An 18,846-nucleotide genomic window follows, 5' to 3' on the forward strand; every position below is an offset into this window, starting at 1 on the left:
TATTCCTCACGTTTTAGTTGAAGGAAATTCAATTTAAACATCTGGATGTCTAGATGTTTAAATTTCTAGGTGGTTTTGCGCAATTTTTCTTGTGGCTGGCCGGCAAAAAAACGTAGCTGAGTATCAACCATGAACACAACTCAAGTTTTAGGTGAAATTAAACCGTTTTTCTTCAAGTGCTTGCCCGGGTAACAATGTATGTGCTCTCAACGCCAGACCTGCTTGATTATGGCTAAGTGCAAGCGCTGCACCAAGAAGAGCACTGTACATTTGGGTTAAATAAAGAAAATTGGATACCAGAACGCCATGAACAACGAGTTTACTTTTACAGTCAAAAGCCTCATTTTTGATGAGCATTATCGTCCGTCAGACAATACACGGATCACAACCAACTTTGCTAACCTGGCCAGAGGGGAAAGTCGTCAGGCGAACTTGCGTAATGCATTAAAGATGATCGATAACCGTTTTAATGCACTGGCGAACTGGGACAATCCAAACGGTGACCGTTATGCCATTGAGCTGGAGATCATCTCGGTAGACATTGACATTGCGGGCAGCGGCGAAGCTTTTCCTTCTATCGAAGTACTGAAAACCAACATTATTGACCATAAAACCGGGGAACGCACCGAAGGCATCGTCGGCAACAACTTTTCATCTTATGTGCGCGACTACGATTTCAGTGTGGTTCTGCTCGATCACAATAAAGGTAAACCGCAGTTCAGCATCCCCGAAGGCTTTGGTGAATTGCACGGCAAGTTGTTTAAGCACTTTGTGAACTCCAGTGCCTATCAACAAAACTTTAAAAAGCGACCGGTGATCTGTCTGAGTGTGTCGGACAGCAAAACCTACGTCAGAACCGAAAACCAGCATCCGGTACTGGGCTTTGAATATGAGCCAAATGAGTCGTCGCTGACCGAGCAATACTTTAAGAAAATGGGGTTGCAGGTGCGCTATTTTATGCCGCCAAACAGTGTTGCCCCGCTGGCGTTTTACTTCTTTGGCGACTTGCTGAATGACTACACCAATCTGGAGCTGATCAGCACCATCAGCACGATGGAGACGTTCCAGAAAATCTATCGCCCGGAGATTTATAACGCCAATGCAGTGGCCGGCAGACGCTACCAGCCAAACCTCAAAAACCAGGATCACTCACTGACGCAAATTGTGTACGACCGTGAAGAGCGTAGCAGGCTGGCGGTGGAGCAGGGTAAATTTGCCCATGAGCATTTTATCAAACCTTACCAGACTGTACTTGAGCAGTGGTCGGCGAATTACGCCTGATAGTTAACGACAAAGAAGCGGCAGAAATTATGAAAACACTTTTACCTACCTCCACTGCAGGCAGCTTGCCTAAACCTGCCTGGCTGGCACAACCTGAGGTGCTTTGGTCGCCCTGGAAGCTTGAAGGACAGGCACTGGTTGACGGCAAACAAGATGCACTACGCGTGTCGTTGCAGGAACAGCAGCAGGCAGGGGTTGATATTGTCAGCGATGGCGAGCAAACCCGTCAGCACTTTGTGACCACCTTTATTGAACACCTGGACGGCGTGGATTTTGAAAACCGTAAAACGGTTAAAATTCGCAACCGGTACGATGCCAGTGTCCCAACCGTGGTTGGCCCCATCAGCCGCCAGAAGCCGGTGTTTGTTGCAGACGCTAAGTTTTTGCGCCAGCAAACCAGGCAGCCTATTAAGTGGGCGCTGCCCGGTCCGATGACCATGGTAGACACCTTGTACGACGACCATTACAAAAGCCGCGAAAAGCTGGCCTGGGAGTTCGCCAAGGTATTAAATCAGGAAGCCAAAGAGCTGGAGGCGGCCGGTGTTGACATCATTCAGTTTGATGAGCCGGCGTTTAATGTATTCTTTGATGAAGTGAATGACTGGGGCATAGCCTGCCTTGAGCGTGCCATTGAAGGGTTGAAGTGCGAAACGGCCGTACACATTTGCTATGGCTACGGCATTAAAGCCAACACTGACTGGAAAAAAACCTTGGGTTCGCAGTGGCGTCAGTACGAGGAAGTGTTGCCTAAGTTGCAAAAGTCGAACATAGATATTATCTCGCTGGAGTGCCATAACTCGCGGGTGCCGGTTGAGCTATTATCTCTGGTGCGCGGCAAAAAGGTCATGGTCGGTGCCATTGATGTGGCGACGGATACGATAGAAACGCCAGAAGAAGTCGCAGCAACACTCAGAGAAGCCCTCAGATATGTGGATGCCGATAAGCTTTACCCCTGCACTAACTGTGGCATGGCACCGCTTGCACGGGAAGTGGCCCGGGGCAAATTAAATGCCCTCAGTGCCGGGGCTGAAATTGTGCGTCAGGAAATTCTCAGCGCACAGCGACCAGTCGCCTAGTCAGGCTCGCACGCTGGCTCTTTTATTTGATGTCGATTATGTTTTACGGTAACTGTATAGGATGACGCGCACACTGATCTTGCGCCCTGGCAATACCGTATCATAGTTTGATTGAATTTTAAGGAGTTAGAATGCGCCTATTCTCTGCAAGTCGGGTCTTTATGGTAATTACAGCTGTGTTGCTATCGGGATCGCTTGGGGCAGAGCAAAACGTTGAGCCTCGGACACCATTTAGCTGGTCGGCCGGGCCCGACTTACCTATTGCGCTGCAGGAAGTGTATCCTGCGGTTTTTAACAAGCGTATTTTTGTTGGGGGCGGTTTTACGCCTTCCGATCTCCCGTCGTTTTCTGATTTAGGTCCCACCACTGACGTGTTTTTACTTCACCCGGCCCACGCGCGCTGGACCAAAGCCCCTGCTTTGCCCGCAGCCCGGCATCACCTGGGTATGGTCGCTAATCAGCATTTTTTGTATGCCATCGGTGGTTTTACGGGGGCTAAGGATGATGCCTGGCAAATCCAGCGCTCGGTCTTCAGGCTCGATGGCAATATGCAGGGCTGGCGCAACGCACCGTCTTTACCCATACCGCTTGCCGAATCTGTGTATGCCAGCGTGGGCAAAAACATTCATGTGATTGGCGGTAAAACGCCCAGCCGGGACAGCGGTAAAAACATGGATACCGACGCACACTATGTGCTGGTTAACAACGCCTACTGGCGTAAAGTCAAGTCGGCAAGTGTGGCGCGCAATTCCGCCGCCAGCGCGGTGATTGGTCATAAAATTTATGTGATTGGCGGACGCACCAGTGGCAAAGAGGGCGTTAACCTCAGCCACGCCGAGGTTTATAATACCAAAACGGATAGCTGGTCACCGATTGCACCTTTACCTGTTGCATCGGCCGGGCTGTCGGCCAGTGTGCTGGATGGCAAAATTATTGTGTCGGGTGGCGAGGTGTTTGGCCCCAATGGGGACTGGCAGGCAGGTAAAGCCCTTGATGATGTGTGGGCATACGATCCGCAAACGGATCTATGGCAGGCACTGCCCAGCTTGCCGCAACCGCGCCATGGTCATGGTTCAGTCTCGTTTAACGAGCAGCTGCATATTATCGGAGGCGCTGCCAAAGTAGGGCCACAGGAAACCTTGTCGTCGACCATGACGCTGTCGATACAAGCAAGTGAATAACCAAGTAGGAAACGTCAGAGGTTGTGCCCGTTTAAAGTTACTTTGTGCTCTTGGGTATGGAGTCAATTGGCTTTTTGTACAATCACTTTCTTCCACGCCTTGACGATCGTGACTGTTCCTTCTCAATAATTTTAGTTGCTGCCTTAGCAAACTCAAGGGACACCGCTCTATTTTGTTGAACGTGATCTATATCATCTATATGATCTATATCATCTATATTTGTGATAAAAGATTCTGGTTTTGCTTTAGAAAAAGAAAATAGTCCCATATAGAATTACTCACTCATATTGCCTTTCTTAATTATAATTGAAGATACTAGTCCTGCAATTATATCTGCAGCCCCGCCTAAACAATCAATGTGTTTGGGTCCGAATACATTAATGTTCTTTGATGTTATAAACAATATGCCTAGCATGTTTTCATCTGTTCCATCCCAAGCATTTAGTCCAACAGCCATTAAGTTTTTTATTTCTTGAGGGTAATTTTTGTGGTTTTGCGTATTTGTTAGTATATTTAATTGAATTGATTTATCAATATCATAACAAATGATTGCTCCTTTTCCTCCAGAGCGATCTCTCAGGTAGCTAGCTAATCCTGAATTTGCAGAAATAGGTTCAGAAGTTTTTGCTCTTGAAGGGCTTAGGCCTTCTGTTCTAGATACTGTTGTGTAGTATAGCTCCCCATCTTTTTCCGATATGATTCGTGTGATTACTTGGATATCTTTTTGAGGTATTAGCTCTTTAAATAAATCTTGTAAAGTATTGCAGGTATCATTTAATGCACCACTCAACGAAACATCATCTGGATTTTTGTTCAATCGAATGTGCCAGTCTCTTACTTTATGAGAAATTTGATGCGATAGGTACTTTACATTTAATGATCTGATAGTTCTCTTCCTTAAATAAAGTAAGCCAAAGAAACAAATTGATCCAATTGCTAGTGAGATTATAGCTCCATTGAGCATTGCATCTTTAGCGGTTTCCCATGTTAGGGAATCTGTCCACCACGGAGATCCTGTTGTAGAAAAGAAAATTAACAAAGTTGGAATAATTATGCTGCTAAATGTGCCTGCGACAATCCCTCGCCAACGAACCAGCCCTTTGACCGTTTCGTCCCAACTTTCTCTACCATCGTAAAATATTCTTGCTGGCATGGTTTTTCCGTTACTAAAATTTACACATTTTTAATCTAATATTCACTGCTATAATAGTCAATAGGTCTTCAATTATTGCGCTTTGCGTGAGTAGAAAATGTTTAAACTCAGTCGACAGGTTGCATTGCTTATGAGCTTCGAGAGTGTCTAATCCTCTGCAATCAACAGCATTTGGCCTTCAATGACGTGCGGATTTACTTCATTGAAAGTTAATATTTATAATGTGATATAACCTCTGGACTGGTTTTGTAAACCTGTAAATGTTGTAGGAAGGCTAAAAATTTTCGATGAAAGAGCTGATTGACTAAAAGAAAAGGCAAATAAGAATAAGTCAGCTCTAATATAGTGGGCAAGAACGTTGAATTTGATTTTCAGTTTAAGGCAAACAACTGGCCTTGGTGAAGAAGTATCTTACTTCGTAGTCTTCACAGGTGGTGTAACTGCTGCTTCCGCCATTGCTGGAGTTCCAGCAGGCAAAGCCAGAGCTGTTATTGACCAGGTTTTGCCCGGTCAGGCTTGAGTCCAGCTTGTTGCCTTTGACCCGTGCAATTACCCCTGCAACATCGCTGGTGCTGCAACTGGCGCCGATGTTACCCACTGACTGGTGGGAACTGAATAACTCATTATCGCCACTGGCAGGATCATCGCGGTCAAGCCAGTCAGTGGCATAGAGCCCGCCGTTAACCTGTGAACTGGCAATGCGATAAACGCCCAGTGAGTTCAGCTCTTTATTATCGGTGCCATGAAAGGCAAACAGTTGCTGGCTGAGTAGGTTGTACAACTGCCAGACGAAGTACCGCCTTTGATTGACCTGCCATTGCTGGACGTCAGCTTCAGATAATACACCGTATCATAGCCATATTTGCCATCGTCTTTACAGATCTGCAGGCTTTTTAGGTGCTCGCCCTTGCTGCTGTCAAAGGTGAGTTTATCACCCCAGCTACCACCGTTTCCGCCGTAGGTAACGCACATTTCTGATGTGCCCACACTGGCATGAGACAGGCTCTGTTTGGTTTCGTAACAGGCCTGGAAACCATCTACCCGATTGTTTGAGCGAACCCGCACTGAGCTGAGATTAAAGGTGCCGCCCACCAGGGCTTTACGTTTTAATAAGGCAATATCGTTAAAGCCATCGCCTTTATTGGTCGAACCCACCGCAGTATTTTTGACGTACTGCCAGTCGATATGCTCATCCGCGTTAGACAGCCAGAAATCATCGAACGCCTTGTAATAGTTCACCCAGTGGTGCTCTGCACTGGCACCTATGGTGTTTTGTAGTTGCACATGCTCATAGGCATTGAACGGCATCGCAAAGGTATAGCTGCCGCCCAAACTCTGACAATTCGCAAACCCCATCTCCCAGCTGCCCTTGCTGGTGGTCAGCTTCCAGTTACGATTGTCATCCACACAGGCGTGGTACTGATAGGTGGAGCAAGCCTTGTCGACAATAGCGGCATCACTTTCGAGGCTGGCACAGTCACCCGAACCATTGGGCCGGTTCGATTTCCACGACCAGATAAAGTCTTCAATCTGGACTTCATTGGCACCATAGCCGCTGGCAGCGCTGGTGTTATTGGCCTCGACCAGCGCAAGTTCGAGAATTTGCGCGCCTTTGTTGGCCCACTTGCTGATCACATTGCTGCCAGTTTTACTTGAACTGGGACCATCCGGATTAAGCTGCGTCGCGCCATCAATGATCACTGTCATGTTGTTGGCCAGATAATGCGCGGTCTGATCGCCGTTCATACACTCATTGCTGCCGTTCTGGCAAAACGGTTGATTGCTTTGCAGATTGCCACTGGCATCGAAGGCATCGACGCCGATAAATACGGTATTCCAGAATTTAGAGTAACTGCCACTGCTGTGATAGGAACACAGGTTGCTGTGATCCCTGGGTGTTTGCACCACCGCGACCAGCTGCTTACCCGCTGCCAGAATGTCGCGTTTGGTGAGGTGCGACACCGGCAAAGAGGCACAGCTTTTATCGGCATAGCCCCAGTCAGAGGGCATCAGCAAATAATCACCGATGTCTTTTTGCAGGCGCTCGCCAATTTTGTTGTGCCAGTTTTTATGGTCGTTATGTTTGTACGATTCGATTTTCAGTAACACCACTTCGTCCGGGTTGTCTTTCAGAAAGTCTTTAATGTCGTCTAACCCTTCCGACAGCTTTGCATGAAAGCTTGAACAAATGGCTTTATTTTCCAGCGAGTTGTGGCACAGCATAGGGGTTGAATCAAAGGTGCCTTCCGGGTAAATATCAAATTCCATCACCCGTATGCCGCGTTTTAGCAGACTTTTGGGGGAATAGTACTGATTCACATCGGTATACGTACCTTTGCTCCAGGCATGTGAGGCATAGGCATTGTGCGCCCCGGCCCACAGAGTTTTAGAAAAAGGTGCAAAGTTATCTATCTGCCCTTGCAGATCCAGGCGGGTGACTTTCTCATCATCGGTATCTATTGCGGCATGCACCGTAAACGATGCGCCAGATGCCGCGACTGCACCTGCCAGCAGCAACGCCAGTGTATTGCTTAGTTTCATGGTAAAAATCCTCTCCTTTTAGTGTGAAGCTGGTCCTTAATCAGAGTGCCGTTTACGCACCCCGTACGAGCAACCGCGGCAAATATAGGCTTCAAAAGTGCAATAAGTGTGAAGATGAGAGTTTTAGCTCTAATTGTGATTGGTTTGAGTATTTCCAGCCTCTTTTTGTAGTGAGAAAAAGACCTAACCTTGGTACGCGGGTAGTTTTATGGAAAAAGTAAACGGAATGTATTTCAAAAACTGTAGTAGAAATGAAGGCATGAGAACGGGGAAATTACTAATATGCAGCTCGGTATTTTGCTGCTATTACGAACTCGACAAACCTCTTCATTATCCGGCAGCTTGCCAGCCTACAGCACTATTATGTCCTGCTAACGTCGAACTTAACCGTCATCCCGGACGCGTGCGGGCCGGGATCTATTAACCAGCAATTCTGCGGCTTCTTCTGGTCGCGGACCTAACCAACCCTGCTGTCGTCCCGGACGCGTGCGAGCCGGGATCTATTAACCAGCAATACTGTGGCTCCTTCCGGTCACGAACCCAACCAACCCCACTGCCATCCCGGACGCGTGCGAGCATGCAATGCAGCGGTATCTTGCTCTCACAGAGAGGTAATTCATGGCGAATCACCCAAATCCCTCAGATATACTCTAAATTGAAATTCGACTTTTATTTTCCACCAGGCGCTAAATGCACCCGATGGAAAGCACATAATTATGCGGCGCAGTCGTCTTTGGCCCGGGGCTGTAATTCCATTAGCACAGCCTGCCACAACCCGCTCAGGGCTAATAAATAATCTGGCTGCTGGTATACCGGCTGTGTTTCGCCTTGTACTGTGGCTGCTAATGTCGCAATGGCGGCAAGGTTGCACTGATCTCTGTGGCCCATGAGCTGTTGTTTGTCCATGGGCGCAAGCTCAACAGGCATATAGGTTCGCCAGGTCTCAACTGGCAGGCTTTGGCTGGAAGGAAACCAGCTTAACGGGCCGGTGGTTTCACTGAGTGTTAAGGTGCCATGCGGAAATAGCGCAGAGCACTGATGGTTTAAAAAAGTCGCGCTGCCGTCATCCTCAGCGGACGAAAAGTTCTGGCACAAGAGCGAGATTGTGAGGTTGTCGGTTTTGAGCATAACCGGCTGAAACGCCATAGGCTCGCCGCCGTATTTGATGACCTCGAGTCCTGCAAACCCACCGAGTGCACGGCCCAACAGATCCAGCGCAGAATAAAGCGTTCTTAAATTAGCGCCCATGGCATAATGCATACAGCTAAATCCTTGCTGATACGCGCTCAGGATTGATTGTAAAAATGCCTGGGGGGCGTAGAGGTCGGCAAAGTGACCATTGACGTGAAAATACACCTGATGCTGCTCGGCAAGTGCCAGTGCTTTTTGTACAAATGCCTGGTCAACGGGGTGCTCACATAACACGGAGACGCCTTGCTTTAACAGAGATAATACGATGGCCTGGCCAGCGTCGCCCGATACTGCGACACATGCGATATCAATGGAATCAGCCGGTACTGTGGCAACATCCGTGTAATAGGGCACGCCCAGTTGCTGTGCAATCTGCTGAGAATGTTCACTGCCTTTTGACAGGACACCCACACAGGTGAAGCTGTCTTGTGGAAATTGGGTTAAAGCGCGAATATAGGTGGAACCGTAGTGGGTACCACAAACGAGTACTTTCATAATATTGTCCTTTTCTAAGCAATTGGATGTGGTTCTTTATTAACCGGACGTCCTTGCAGTAACTTGCGCAGCCTAGGGTTGTCTACCCGTTTAAACTGCTCACCAAAGTGGATGGGCTGCATGTTGACACCGATGGCACGCGCAACCCTGAACGGGCTGAGTGCCATATCGGGTGAAGTAACATCTACAATAGCGATTTCTACGCCTGCTTCATCCAGGCGTTGTTTGAGTTGGCTCACGTGTGTGATCACTTCATACGGCCAGTCTTCCAGCGTTTTCGCCTCGCTGATTGGTCGGCGCATAAAGTCAAAGGCAGCAAGTTTGCTGTTACTAAAATAATAAGCCGCGTGATCTTCCAGGCCGGTTACCTCACTGACCTGCTGAGGGATTTTTTGCCCTGAGCGCATCAACTGGCACAGATAAGGCATCACATGGCCTTGCTCCAGCAGCGCTTTGCGCATAGCCACTTTGATATCACCATGCGTGGCCAGGGCCACAGAGGCAGCAGGAGTGCGATAGCCGTCTCCCAGTGCCAGACATACAACTGTGGGTACGTGTAATCCCACATCCAGCAAGTAACACTCAAGCTCAATGCCAAGTTCAGTTAACTCCTCAATCATTAAGCGCATTTTGCCACGGTTAAGTGCCTCATAACTGAGCCGTTCGCAGGGCTGTTGTGCATACCAGGTGAGCATCATGGCGTCGCGCTCAATGAGTTCATAACAGGCTCTGAGCGCAGCATCATCATTGTTTTGACCAGCTGCGAGCCCGTTTGACGACACCTGACTAAATTGCTCTTTATAAGGACAGGCAAAGTTAAAATAGCTGACCAACGCCGGCACCCAGACTGGGTCATTGGTTGCCAGCCAGCTGCCGCGACACCAGTGTATTTTTTGTTTTCTGTGCCATTTGTGAAACGGGAAATTGGGGGTGCTGTATTGCTTATTGGAATACAGCACCAAAGTATCCGGGTCGACATAGTCACCGTTTAACTGGCTAATTGAGGCATATTTACAATCACTCAATTGGTATCTGGCCGCTGAGTAGCGCTCCAGTGCCTCACCAACCGCACTGATATGTGCTGAAATCGTATCTAACCCTTTACCGGATCCGACCTGGCCTGCGGCTCTTGGGTCAAACTCGCCCTCGGTAAACGAGGAGACCCCGGCAGATGCGGTGATTGGGAAGTCAGGTAAATGTGGCGCATGCCCCGTGAGCTGGCGGACTATCCCAGTTACCGGGTCCACCCAGCCTTCAAATAGCGATTTAAATTGCTCAACATCCCGGAGCTGATTAAGAGGATTGTCAGCAGAGTGGCTATCGCGGTGCATGGATAACGCATGGGTGGTTGCATGGCTATGATCAAACCCACATACCTCACACCAGGGAATAGGGATAATGGCATGTTTTTCAGCCTGGTGCGTAACCAGGTTTTGCACCATGACACGCGATACCAGTTCGCTTTCGCTATAGCCCCAAAGAATTTTTAGTGCCTCCATGGCAAGCTGTTGGCCCGTGATGGCAGACATAGGTGTGAGCATGCTGCGGGCACGGCCATCGCGATTCTTTTTATGGCTTTTTTCTAATTCGTGCGCCAGCTCGCCATGTTGTTCTGTGCCCAGCTTTCTGAGCCGCAAACAGTTCCAGCATGAGCCTGAGTGAGCGTCGTCTGCATTGACCACCGGACCAATCCAGCTCTCCAGACCATTCAGGTGACCATAGAGGGTTTTAATCTTGTGTTGATGCACATATTCAGAGACTGTGTGTGACCAAAAATGTGCATCTTTACTGAAAGTGACAATGGCCAAATCCCAGTCACTTGAAGGGCTGCCTAAGTGTGGGTGCTCGCTGGTGAGCGTTGAGTGGCTGATCTGCATCCAGGGGTTGCGCTGTTGCAGGGCCGCTTTAAACACCTGAGCTCTGGGTTTGCCAATATCTTGTGGGGTAAGAAAGCGGTGGCATGTTAAGTCGTCACTGGTGATAGTTTCTTTATCTAATAAATGAATATGGCCGACTCCCGCTGTGCCCAGCTCTTCCAGTAGTGTCACTGCCCAGGGCTCGAGGCCGACGACGAGTACCCGGCAGGGATCAAGGGAGTACACCTGACTTTGGCTATGAGGTTGCTGGTTAGTTTGCTGCCAGGGCCGTAAAAAGCGCGTTTGTACTATACCGGGCGGCTTAAACTCGAGTTGTTCAGAGACTTCTTCTAACAAACCATACTGGCTAAGCAGTTGCAGCACAGCCTCAATACTCGAATCGGCATATTCAGGTAAGCGGGTGCAAATTTCAGCCTGCGTCAGCTCGCCCTGTAGTAGTGGCAGGATCTTTTCAACAAAGTCTGAGGTATCCCGACCGTGAACCTGAAAGTCTCCCAAATCTGAACTTAATAACACACCGTTACTGTTGGGATTAATGCTTGCAGCCGGGGTTAATCTTAGCTTTTTCATAAATTAAACATCCAATTTCAGAAGACACTCCCCGCACAAAGCGGGGAGTGTCAATAACCGCGTGCTAGCCGCCGGTACTGCATGGTGTGCAAGTTACACATTGGTAACACTGCACACATTGGTGGGCGCATTGAACGCATTGATGAGCACACTGCACACACTGGTGGGCGCATTGAACGCATTGATGAGCACATTGCACACAATGGTGGGTGCACTGAAGACATTGATGAGCACACTGCACACATTGGTAAGTGCACTGAGCGCATTGATAAGCACACTGCACACATTGAGATGCACACTGATAACATTGCGCACAGAAGTTCACGACGCAAGGGTAGCAGGTGTCACATTTGGTGATATGTGCGCACTGCTGGCAAAGCACCTTCTGTTCCGTTTGACATAAAGCACAAAAATTCACGGTGCACGGATAACAGGTGTCACATTTACTAACTGGCTGACACTGCTGGCAGAAGTTCACGATACACGGATAACAGGTTTCGCATTTGGTGATGGTACATTGCTGGCATTGGCCGTTTTGACCCGGCTGGCACATGACACAGAAAGTCACAATACAGGGGTAACAAGTATCACACTTAGTGACAGACTCGCACTGCTGGCAAAGGGTACATGGATAGCAATAGACGCATTGCGTGACCGGGGCACATTGCTGACAGAAGTTAACAATACAAGGGTAGCAAGTATCGCACTGAGTGACAGGGGCGCATTGCTGACATTGCAGAGTCTGGCCCGGTTGACACTGTACGCAGAAAGTCACGATACATGGATAACACGTGACACAGTTAGTGACAGGGTCACAGGTTACGCATTTATGGGTTGACTCACATTGTACGCAGGCAACACAGGGGGTTGGTGGGCCCAGCGGCTGATAGCTGGTACCAACAGGTGCGCAGGTTGCACAGAGTGTGATTGTACACGGAGCACATAAGACGGTTGGTGCGGCACAGGGCGCACACGGTGTGCAGTAGTAGCAGACAGCACAGTCTGCAATGCCAGACGGGTTACAGCGTGCCTCTAGTGCTTTGACTTTTGAGGTGAGCTCAGTTACCTGTAACTGAAGTTCTTTGATAGCTTGTTCGCTCATCGTACTTTCCTTAAGTTAAGTTTATTGTGTTATTTGGTATCGCATACCAACAACAACCTAGGTTTGTTGCTTGCCCCATGCGTGTTATCAGTGGCAAACAGCATGTCTTTAAAAGACACATTCATCACATTGCAATAGGGTATCTATTGCACTTTAAATAGCGTATTGGCCGTTATGTGTGGAAACGTATAGCGGCTGCGTTTGCTGGGGTCTTTGCCGCTTGCGAGGCTAAAGTCCAGCGAAATATCCTGCGTGTATTGCAGCATATTCTGGCCATTGGATAGTCGCTCTAACCACATAGTGTTTTTGAACCGAGGCACATTAGAATGCGCTTGCATAAAGGGCGTGTTAGCGATATCGCCATCGGCCTGTGTATCGACATTCAGCACAGTGGTGTCGATCACACCTATGCCTTGTTGATAAAGGCTGTCTAAGGCAACCTGCAGCACAATGTTGGGGTTAACATTGGGGTTTTCAGGAATATCGGTACCGTAAGGGGCTTTAAAACTTGCGCCGCCAGCTGCAGGCAGGGCATTGGCAACAGGAATGCTGGGCGCGCCTCTAAAGCAATCGTGACCTCCCAATGCTAAAATCGAGTTGCCATGCGGTATAGACACCTGTTTTACGAGCGTCCGGTCTGGCGCTTGCACCGGGAGCGGGTTGGGGGTATCCGGCACCCAGGGTTGTTTGTTCAGGGTACCTTGTCCCTGAGGAGCGATGATCAGATGTGACCAGCTGCCGTTTTCAGCATGTACCAGCTCATCTTTTTGCGGACCATCGGCAAAAAATACCCGTTGAGAATAAAAAATGGTGTAGGAATCTTGCTCGTAGTTACCCGCCCGATTGGCCACTTTGCCCTGGATCGCGCTAAACGTCATGACCTCGTAGTAGGACATGTTTTTTAAGATAAACCCATTTGGGGCGTTATCTTGCGGTATGGGCATAACATTAAATCCCCCGTACCGGGTACTGACCCAAGTCCCGATTAACCCGGCTAATGGCCCGAGTTTTTCCAGGATCTCACAGTCTTGGTTGCCACCACCGTCAGCGATGAGCGGCACATTAAAATCCGGCACAAAATTCGGCTGTTGTGGGTTAGTGGGCTTGTTTGTGCAGTGACTAAACTGCTGTGGGATGCACGAGGCGCAGCGTAATATGGCACCGTGCGAATTGGTTGTAGAACAGTGTTTGTTGAGATCTTCAAATGCTGATTGAAGCTGCGCGATTTCAACTTGTAATTGCGCAATGGGGTCTTGCTTACTCATGGTGTACTTTCCTTGCTGTGTAAAATTATCGGTAGATTAATTTTTCAACAGTCTTTGAGTGTATCAGCAAGATTTTCGAAATATTATTACATGCTATTACACAAAAATAACGTTTAGAGCGGATGTATAAACTGAGTTGCTTTGATTAAATGGAACACTTAATGTAAGTGCTTACTTTCTAGATGCTTATTTAAATACATAAGCTCTCTGTTAAGCTGGGATCTGCCAACATACAGCGCCGAAGTATTCTGTGCACGTCGAACCTCCCCAACCCCACCGTCATCCCGAACGCGTGCGAGCCGGGATCTACTAGCCTGCGATAACTCGTGGTTGGTATTTGAACTCTTTTTCACCGTCAGAGTCTTTTAAAGTTAAGATGGCTTGTAGCGGCCAGATTAAATTGGCACTCGCAAGGGCTGCTGTCACAGGGTTGTGTATTCTTTGACGCACATTTTCTGAGCTCTATTGAACTTGACAATTGGCTCACTCGATAAAAAGGATATTTTATGATTATTAGATATTTATTGTGCTTAAGTTTGTTTGTCATGGGCGCCGGTAAGCTACAGGCGAAAGCCGCCGATATTGACGTAGCGCAGCAGTTGCAACCGGCCCAGGCCAAGCGCATTGTGGAAGAGTTTGCTGATTCTATCGAGCAAAATTATATGTTTACCGATACTGCTAAAAAAATTGCCGGCGAATTACGCGCATTAACCTTTAGCGGCACACAATCTCGGCATGGTTTGTCAAAGCAAGTCACAGACTTAGTGAGCCAATACGACAAACATCTGGCGTTGGTCACTCGGGTCGATAACCAGGGTCAACACAGTGAAGAGGCCAGAGAGCCCTGGTTCACCGAATTAAAACGCAAGAATTCCGGTGTACGCCAGGTGGAAGTGCTGGCCGGTAATATCGGTTATTTAGAAATGTGGGGCTTTGATTCCGTATCTTCGCAAGCCAAAGAAGTGATCGCTGCCTCGATGGCTCTAATACAGAGAAGCGATGCGCTCATCCTGGACTTTAGTCAAAACGGTGGGGGAGATGGCTTTATGATATCCCACTTTGCCAGCTATTTTTTAGATAAGCCCACTTTGCTGCACACTTACCAGTTTAGAAGTGGAAGTCGTTATCCTTTTCGCAGTGATCGGCCGCTGGGGGCCGCCACACTGCGTGATATACCTTTGTACATCTTGATTGGGCCGGAGACATTCTCTGCCGGAGAGGCGTTTGCTTATGCGATGAAGCACCTCGGGCGAGCAACTGTAATAGGTGAACCGTCAAAAGGGGGTGCCAATCCAATCAAGCAATTTAAGCTATCTCACGATTATATTGCCTTTGTGGCAATCGCGACCACCGTAAGCCCAGTCACCCAGAAAAACTGGGAAGGGACAGGGGTTATGCCTCAGGTCAATATTCAGGTTGAGTCTGCAAAGTCGCAAGCCCACCTGATGGCATTGCAGCAGTTAGCCGGGCAAACGGCTAACCCCTATTTGACCAAAGAGAGAGCAGAGGCAATGCGCCAGCTGACCAGTCAACTCGCCGCTTTAGATACTAAAACCAGCAATAATTAGTTGAATTGGTATCGGGTAACATAGAGCACTCAGGTCTCACATTGTGTACCGTAACCCCAGACGCGTGCGAGCCGGGATCTGCCAACATGCAGCGCCGCATTACCCTACTGTCGCCGAGCCAAATCAGCCCCACTAACCCTTGGTTCAGTTGTTCCAGCGTGTTCTGACTTGAGCTGTTAATAACCAGGTGTTAGGTTGATGTTATTTAGAACAATAATTAAACTTTTTGAGAGCGGTTTCTCTGCTTTGAAAACACACTTAAATTGGCATGGAAGCGAATACACTGTTAAGTACCACGCCCTAAATCCATCATCACAGGAATGATTTGTAACGATGAAAAAGCTATTTTTTTTTCTTTTCACACTCATTACACTGAATGTGTGTGCGCAAGAGATTGTTATCGGAAAAAAGCACCAAATAGAGTCAAAAGTGCTTAACGAAAATAGAGAATATTGGGTATCTTTACCTAGTTCTTATAGAAAAAATGGCTATAAAAAATATCCGGTTTTGTATTTCACTGATGCAAATTTAAATAGCTTTTTTCATGCTTTTTCTGGCATCACAAAACAAATGAGTTCCGATGCCAGCCCCCAAATTCCTGAAATGATAGTTGTTGGCATCGTCAGTCAGAATCGTGTCCGCGACAGCGCTCCTACTAATTCTCTTGTTCAATGGGGTGGGACAGCGACAAAGGCGCTGGAAACGACAGGAGGCGCGGATAATTTTCTAAAGTTCTTACAAACAGAATTAGTACCCCACATAGAGCAAAATTATCACACCGCGGATTACAGGATTTTGGCTGGCTACTCCTTTACGGGTTTAACGGTTATCCACTCACTGTACCAAACACCGGAGTTTTTCAATGCCTATATGGCCATTGATCCTAGCCTTTGGTGGGACAATCAAATAATGCTCAAACGTTTTCGCGAGTTTTCAAAAAAAGAACTTAGCAAACGCCAGCTGTTTGTTTCGACATCTGAGCGAGTGCCTTCTTTATATCCTAAAGAAAACTATGTTATTGAGTTCATCCAGAAACTAGAGGCATCGCCTGTTAAGGGCTTAAACGTCCATGCAAAAGTTTTTGGTACAGATCAAAACCACCATACAATGCAAATAATGAGCTTTTATTTAGGTTTGAAAAATATTTTTAGTGGTTACATGATTGATGACGCCATCAGGTTTAGACCTGCGACAGAGTTAAAAGCGCATTTCGAAAACATTTCGGATAAATTAGGTGTCAATCTTAAACCCAGAGAGGGTTTAGTGAACTTCTTTGGTTATAACAGGCTGTACGACAACCAATTCCCTACCAACAGCGCAGCTGCAATTGAGTTTTTTAAGTTGAATGCTGAGTATTACCCAGAATCTTATAACGCATGGGACAGCCTGGGCGAGGCATATTGGCATGAAAAAGAGTATAAGTTGGCTTTAGATGCCTATAAAAAATCGACTCAATTGAACCCGGGAAACAGCAATGCAAAAGAGAAAATTAAAGAAATCAACACGCAGTTAAATTAAAAGTAGCGGCACGCTAAAGTCGAGCTTTCCCACTGATGTGACCGCACTACTTTTGCTTACCTGCCTTGCTTGGAAAATCCAGCCCACGTGTAGCGCTTTGATTGAAACGGCACCACGATTTGTCAGGGAGTTTATGGAAGATGTTCTGGCAAAGCGACTCTCAGTCATCCCGGACGCGTGCGAGCCGAGATCTACTAACCGGCAATTCTGTAGTTGCTTCTAGTCACAAACCTGACCAACCCCTCGGTCATCCCGAATGCTTGCGAGCCGGGATCTATTAACCGGCAATGCCGTGGCTCCTTTTGGTCCTGGCCCTAAAAAACTACTGGGTAGCAGCTGCTTAGTCATTTGTTTTTATTATGGGTATGATAACAAGTACCTTACTGCTAAGGTGGCAGGTAGCAATAAGCGAAATCATGGCAATTTTAGGCAAAGAAACATAACTGGCGATTATGGTTGAAGATATCAGTATCAAATTATTTGAACTAGGCCCCACGAGGAGCGCCCGGGTACGCTGGGCGTTGCGTGAGGCTGGGTTAACATTCGAGTCCGTGCAAAACGGGGTAGACATTTTTAAGTCTCAGGCGCTGCTAAATATTCACCCATTGGGCAAGTTACCTGCGGCACTAATCAATGGACAGCCTTTGTTTGAATCAGCGGCCATTGTCACGGCGATAGCTGATCTAGTGCCAGATAAAAAGTTAATAGCAGCACCTTCAAGCTGGTCGAGAAACCTTCATAACCAATGGGTTTGCTTTACATTGAGTGAGCTGGAGCCCTTTGTACAGTCAACCGAGATCAACTCAATGGACTTTGTTTTGCCAGCAGAGCAGCACGTTAGGGAAATTGTCCCGCAAAACAATATGCTGTATAAAAAAGCTGCCGCAGCGTTAGAAAAGCACTTTTCTCAGTACGACTACTTAGTTGACGACCAATTCTCGGTGACAGATATTGTACTTGCATACACACTTTGTTGGGGACAAGAACAAAACCTGTTGGATGGCTTTCCCAACATTAATGAGTATATGGATAGACTCTATAACCGCGAGCATTGTACGTTAAAAAACCATAGCAGCTTAGCGTCTTAGTTGTTTGTTAGGTTGGATATGCCGTCCAAGCCAGAATTTATGGTGGATGTTCAGGTAAAGCGCTTGAGTGAATTTATAGTTTTTCTCTGTTGAAGGGGTAATTTTTATGAAAATGAATCGAACAGCACTTATATTCGTAATTTTTCTCCTATCTGGTTGTGCTTTATTGGGACGCTCTTCCTATGAGCGGGATATTCTAGTTACCAAAGGTGAAGTGAAAAAGTACATGCTCACTTTAAAGGGCAAGAAACCAAACATGGTGCACGATGAAATGCAAATGTTTTGGCCAACTTATCACAGTGTTTTATATAGAATACATACTGATGAATTGTCTGGTGTTCTAACAGAAGAAAGCTTCGAAATAACGTATAAGAATGAGTTGAAAAAGCTTGAATCATACTCAGGAAATTTAACGTTTAGGGGAAGCCATATAATTATAAATTTACGCGATTGTTCCGATCCTGATAACTGTGTTGATACCGACTTTAACGGAACTTATTTGCTGAAAAAGCAACATAAATAAGCAAATTGAACATCCAAAAAAGTTGGTGTAGTTCCAAGTTGAACCTGCCACCTTGTGTTTGAAAACGCCGACATAAAACAATTGCATACCAACACAAGTCACTCGCCAATTTTGGGGTAGGTAATGAATTTATGGTGGATGTCCAGGTAAAGGATTCGCTGTGCAGCCTAACATACAAACCCCACCGTCATCCCGGACGCATGTGAGTGGAGATCTATTAACCCGCAATACCGTGACTCCTTCTGGTCACAAACCCGACCAACCCCTCGGTCATCCCGGACACGTGCGAGCCGGGATCTACTAACCAGCAATGCAGTGGCTTCTTCTAGTCGCGCACCCGACCAACCCCTTGGTCATCCCGGAAGCCTGCCACCCGTCAAACTGGTTAAGTATTGTTGGGGATTGGTAATGTGTTAT

The 18,846-nt window shown here is 47.4% G+C and carries 14 protein-coding genes; 7 read left to right on the forward strand and 7 right to left on the reverse strand.

Annotated elements, in window-relative coordinates; all coding sequences use genetic code 11:
- The first annotated feature begins 306 nt into the window (after positions 1–306).
- The 3 genes from CWB98_RS00850 (at position 307) to CWB98_RS00860 (ending at position 3,538) form a co-directional block, all read left to right on the forward strand.
- A complete protein-coding gene (locus CWB98_RS00850) occupies positions 307–1,281 on the forward strand; it encodes a DUF1852 domain-containing protein (RefSeq protein WP_138543100.1) in 975 nt (324 codons plus the stop codon).
- Between the two features lie 29 nt (positions 1,282–1,310).
- Entirely contained in the window at positions 1,311–2,357 is a 1,047-nt protein-coding gene (locus CWB98_RS00855; RefSeq protein ID WP_138543101.1) for a methionine synthase, read from the forward strand.
- 131 nt (positions 2,358–2,488) lie between these two features.
- The gene (locus CWB98_RS00860; RefSeq protein ID WP_138543102.1) at positions 2,489–3,538 is read left to right on the forward strand and encodes a Kelch repeat-containing protein; all 1,050 of its coding nucleotides are present in this window, start codon (positions 2,489–2,491) and stop codon (positions 3,536–3,538) included.
- 274 nt (positions 3,539–3,812) lie between these two features.
- On the opposite strand, the gene CWB98_RS00865 is transcribed toward CWB98_RS00860, so the two are convergent.
- The 7 genes from CWB98_RS00865 to CWB98_RS00890 all read right to left on the reverse strand — a co-directional run bounded on the left by CWB98_RS00865 (position 3,813) and on the right by CWB98_RS00890 (position 13,732).
- Positions 3,813–4,691: a hypothetical protein gene (locus CWB98_RS00865; protein WP_138543103.1), complete on the reverse strand. Its 879-nt coding sequence runs from the start codon at positions 4,689–4,691 to the stop codon at positions 3,813–3,815.
- Between the two features lie 376 nt (positions 4,692–5,067).
- Positions 5,068–5,472 (reverse strand): hypothetical protein, encoded by a 405-nt coding sequence (locus CWB98_RS24330; protein ID WP_249364567.1) that lies wholly within the window; start codon positions 5,470–5,472, stop codon positions 5,068–5,070.
- Positions 5,412–7,232 (reverse strand): phosphatidylinositol-specific phospholipase C domain-containing protein, encoded by a 1,821-nt coding sequence (locus CWB98_RS00870; protein WP_249364568.1) that lies wholly within the window; start codon positions 7,230–7,232, stop codon positions 5,412–5,414. Before CWB98_RS00870 ends, CWB98_RS24330 begins: the two co-directional genes overlap by 61 nt.
- Before the next feature lie 714 nt (positions 7,233–7,946).
- Positions 7,947–8,918 (reverse strand): Gfo/Idh/MocA family oxidoreductase, encoded by a 972-nt coding sequence (locus CWB98_RS00875; protein ID WP_138543104.1) that lies wholly within the window; start codon positions 8,916–8,918, stop codon positions 7,947–7,949.
- 14 nt (positions 8,919–8,932) lie between these two features.
- A complete protein-coding gene (locus CWB98_RS00880; protein WP_138543105.1) occupies positions 8,933–11,365 on the reverse strand; it encodes a TOMM precursor leader peptide-binding protein in 2,433 nt (810 codons plus the stop codon).
- A 93-nt stretch (positions 11,366–11,458) separates the two neighbouring features.
- Positions 11,459–11,680: a hypothetical protein gene (locus CWB98_RS00885; RefSeq protein WP_138543106.1), complete on the reverse strand. Its 222-nt coding sequence runs from the start codon at positions 11,678–11,680 to the stop codon at positions 11,459–11,461.
- A gap of 930 nt (positions 11,681–12,610) precedes the next feature.
- Positions 12,611–13,732 (reverse strand): heme-binding protein, encoded by a 1,122-nt coding sequence (locus tag CWB98_RS00890; RefSeq protein ID WP_138543107.1) that lies wholly within the window; start codon positions 13,730–13,732, stop codon positions 12,611–12,613.
- A gap of 506 nt (positions 13,733–14,238) precedes the next feature.
- Here CWB98_RS00890 and CWB98_RS00895 point away from each other — a divergent pair.
- The 4 genes from CWB98_RS00895 (at position 14,239) to CWB98_RS00910 (ending at position 18,429) form a co-directional block, all read left to right on the forward strand.
- The gene (locus CWB98_RS00895; RefSeq protein WP_138543108.1) at positions 14,239–15,300 is read left to right on the forward strand and encodes a S41 family peptidase; all 1,062 of its coding nucleotides are present in this window, start codon (positions 14,239–14,241) and stop codon (positions 15,298–15,300) included.
- A gap of 333 nt (positions 15,301–15,633) precedes the next feature.
- Positions 15,634–16,818 (forward strand): alpha/beta hydrolase-fold protein, encoded by a 1,185-nt coding sequence (locus CWB98_RS00900; protein WP_138543109.1) that lies wholly within the window; start codon positions 15,634–15,636, stop codon positions 16,816–16,818.
- Positions 16,819–17,270: 452 nt separating this feature from the next.
- Entirely contained in the window at positions 17,271–17,906 is a 636-nt protein-coding gene (locus CWB98_RS00905; protein WP_138543110.1) for a glutathione S-transferase family protein, read from the forward strand.
- 106 nt (positions 17,907–18,012) lie between these two features.
- Positions 18,013–18,429 (forward strand): hypothetical protein, encoded by a 417-nt coding sequence (locus tag CWB98_RS00910; RefSeq protein WP_138543111.1) that lies wholly within the window; start codon positions 18,013–18,015, stop codon positions 18,427–18,429.
- Positions 18,430–18,846 lie beyond the last annotated feature (417 nt).

It is taken from the genome of Pseudoalteromonas rubra (assembly GCF_005887115.1).
Classification (GTDB): Bacteria; Pseudomonadota; Gammaproteobacteria; order Enterobacterales; family Alteromonadaceae; genus Pseudoalteromonas; species Pseudoalteromonas rubra_F.

Bases quoted from the DNA above. Each gene is read 5' to 3' on its own strand.
- CWB98_RS00850 (WP_138543100.1), top strand. From the start codon at position 307: ATGAACAACGAGTTTACTTTTACAGTCAAAAGCCTCATTTTTGATGAG.
- CWB98_RS00855 (WP_138543101.1), top strand. From the start codon at position 1,311: ATGAAAACACTTTTACCTACCTCCACTGCAGGCAGCTTGCCTAAACCT.
- CWB98_RS00860 (WP_138543102.1), top strand. From the start codon at position 2,489: ATGCGCCTATTCTCTGCAAGTCGGGTCTTTATGGTAATTACAGCTGTG.
- CWB98_RS00865 (WP_138543103.1), bottom strand. From the start codon at position 4,691: ATGCCAGCAAGAATATTTTACGATGGTAGAGAAAGTTGGGACGAAACG.
- CWB98_RS00870 (WP_249364568.1), bottom strand. From the start codon at position 7,232: ATGAAACTAAGCAATACACTGGCGTTGCTGCTGGCAGGTGCAGTCGCG.
- CWB98_RS00875 (WP_138543104.1), bottom strand. From the start codon at position 8,918: ATGAAAGTACTCGTTTGTGGTACCCACTACGGTTCCACCTATATTCGC.
- CWB98_RS00880 (WP_138543105.1), bottom strand. From the start codon at position 11,365: ATGAAAAAGCTAAGATTAACCCCGGCTGCAAGCATTAATCCCAACAGT.
- CWB98_RS00890 (WP_138543107.1), bottom strand. From the start codon at position 13,732: ATGAGTAAGCAAGACCCCATTGCGCAATTACAAGTTGAAATCGCGCAG.
- CWB98_RS00895 (WP_138543108.1), top strand. From the start codon at position 14,239: ATGATTATTAGATATTTATTGTGCTTAAGTTTGTTTGTCATGGGCGCC.
- CWB98_RS00900 (WP_138543109.1), top strand. From the start codon at position 15,634: ATGAAAAAGCTATTTTTTTTTCTTTTCACACTCATTACACTGAATGTG.
- CWB98_RS00905 (WP_138543110.1), top strand. From the start codon at position 17,271: ATGGTTGAAGATATCAGTATCAAATTATTTGAACTAGGCCCCACGAGG.
- CWB98_RS00910 (WP_138543111.1), top strand. From the start codon at position 18,013: ATGAAAATGAATCGAACAGCACTTATATTCGTAATTTTTCTCCTATCT.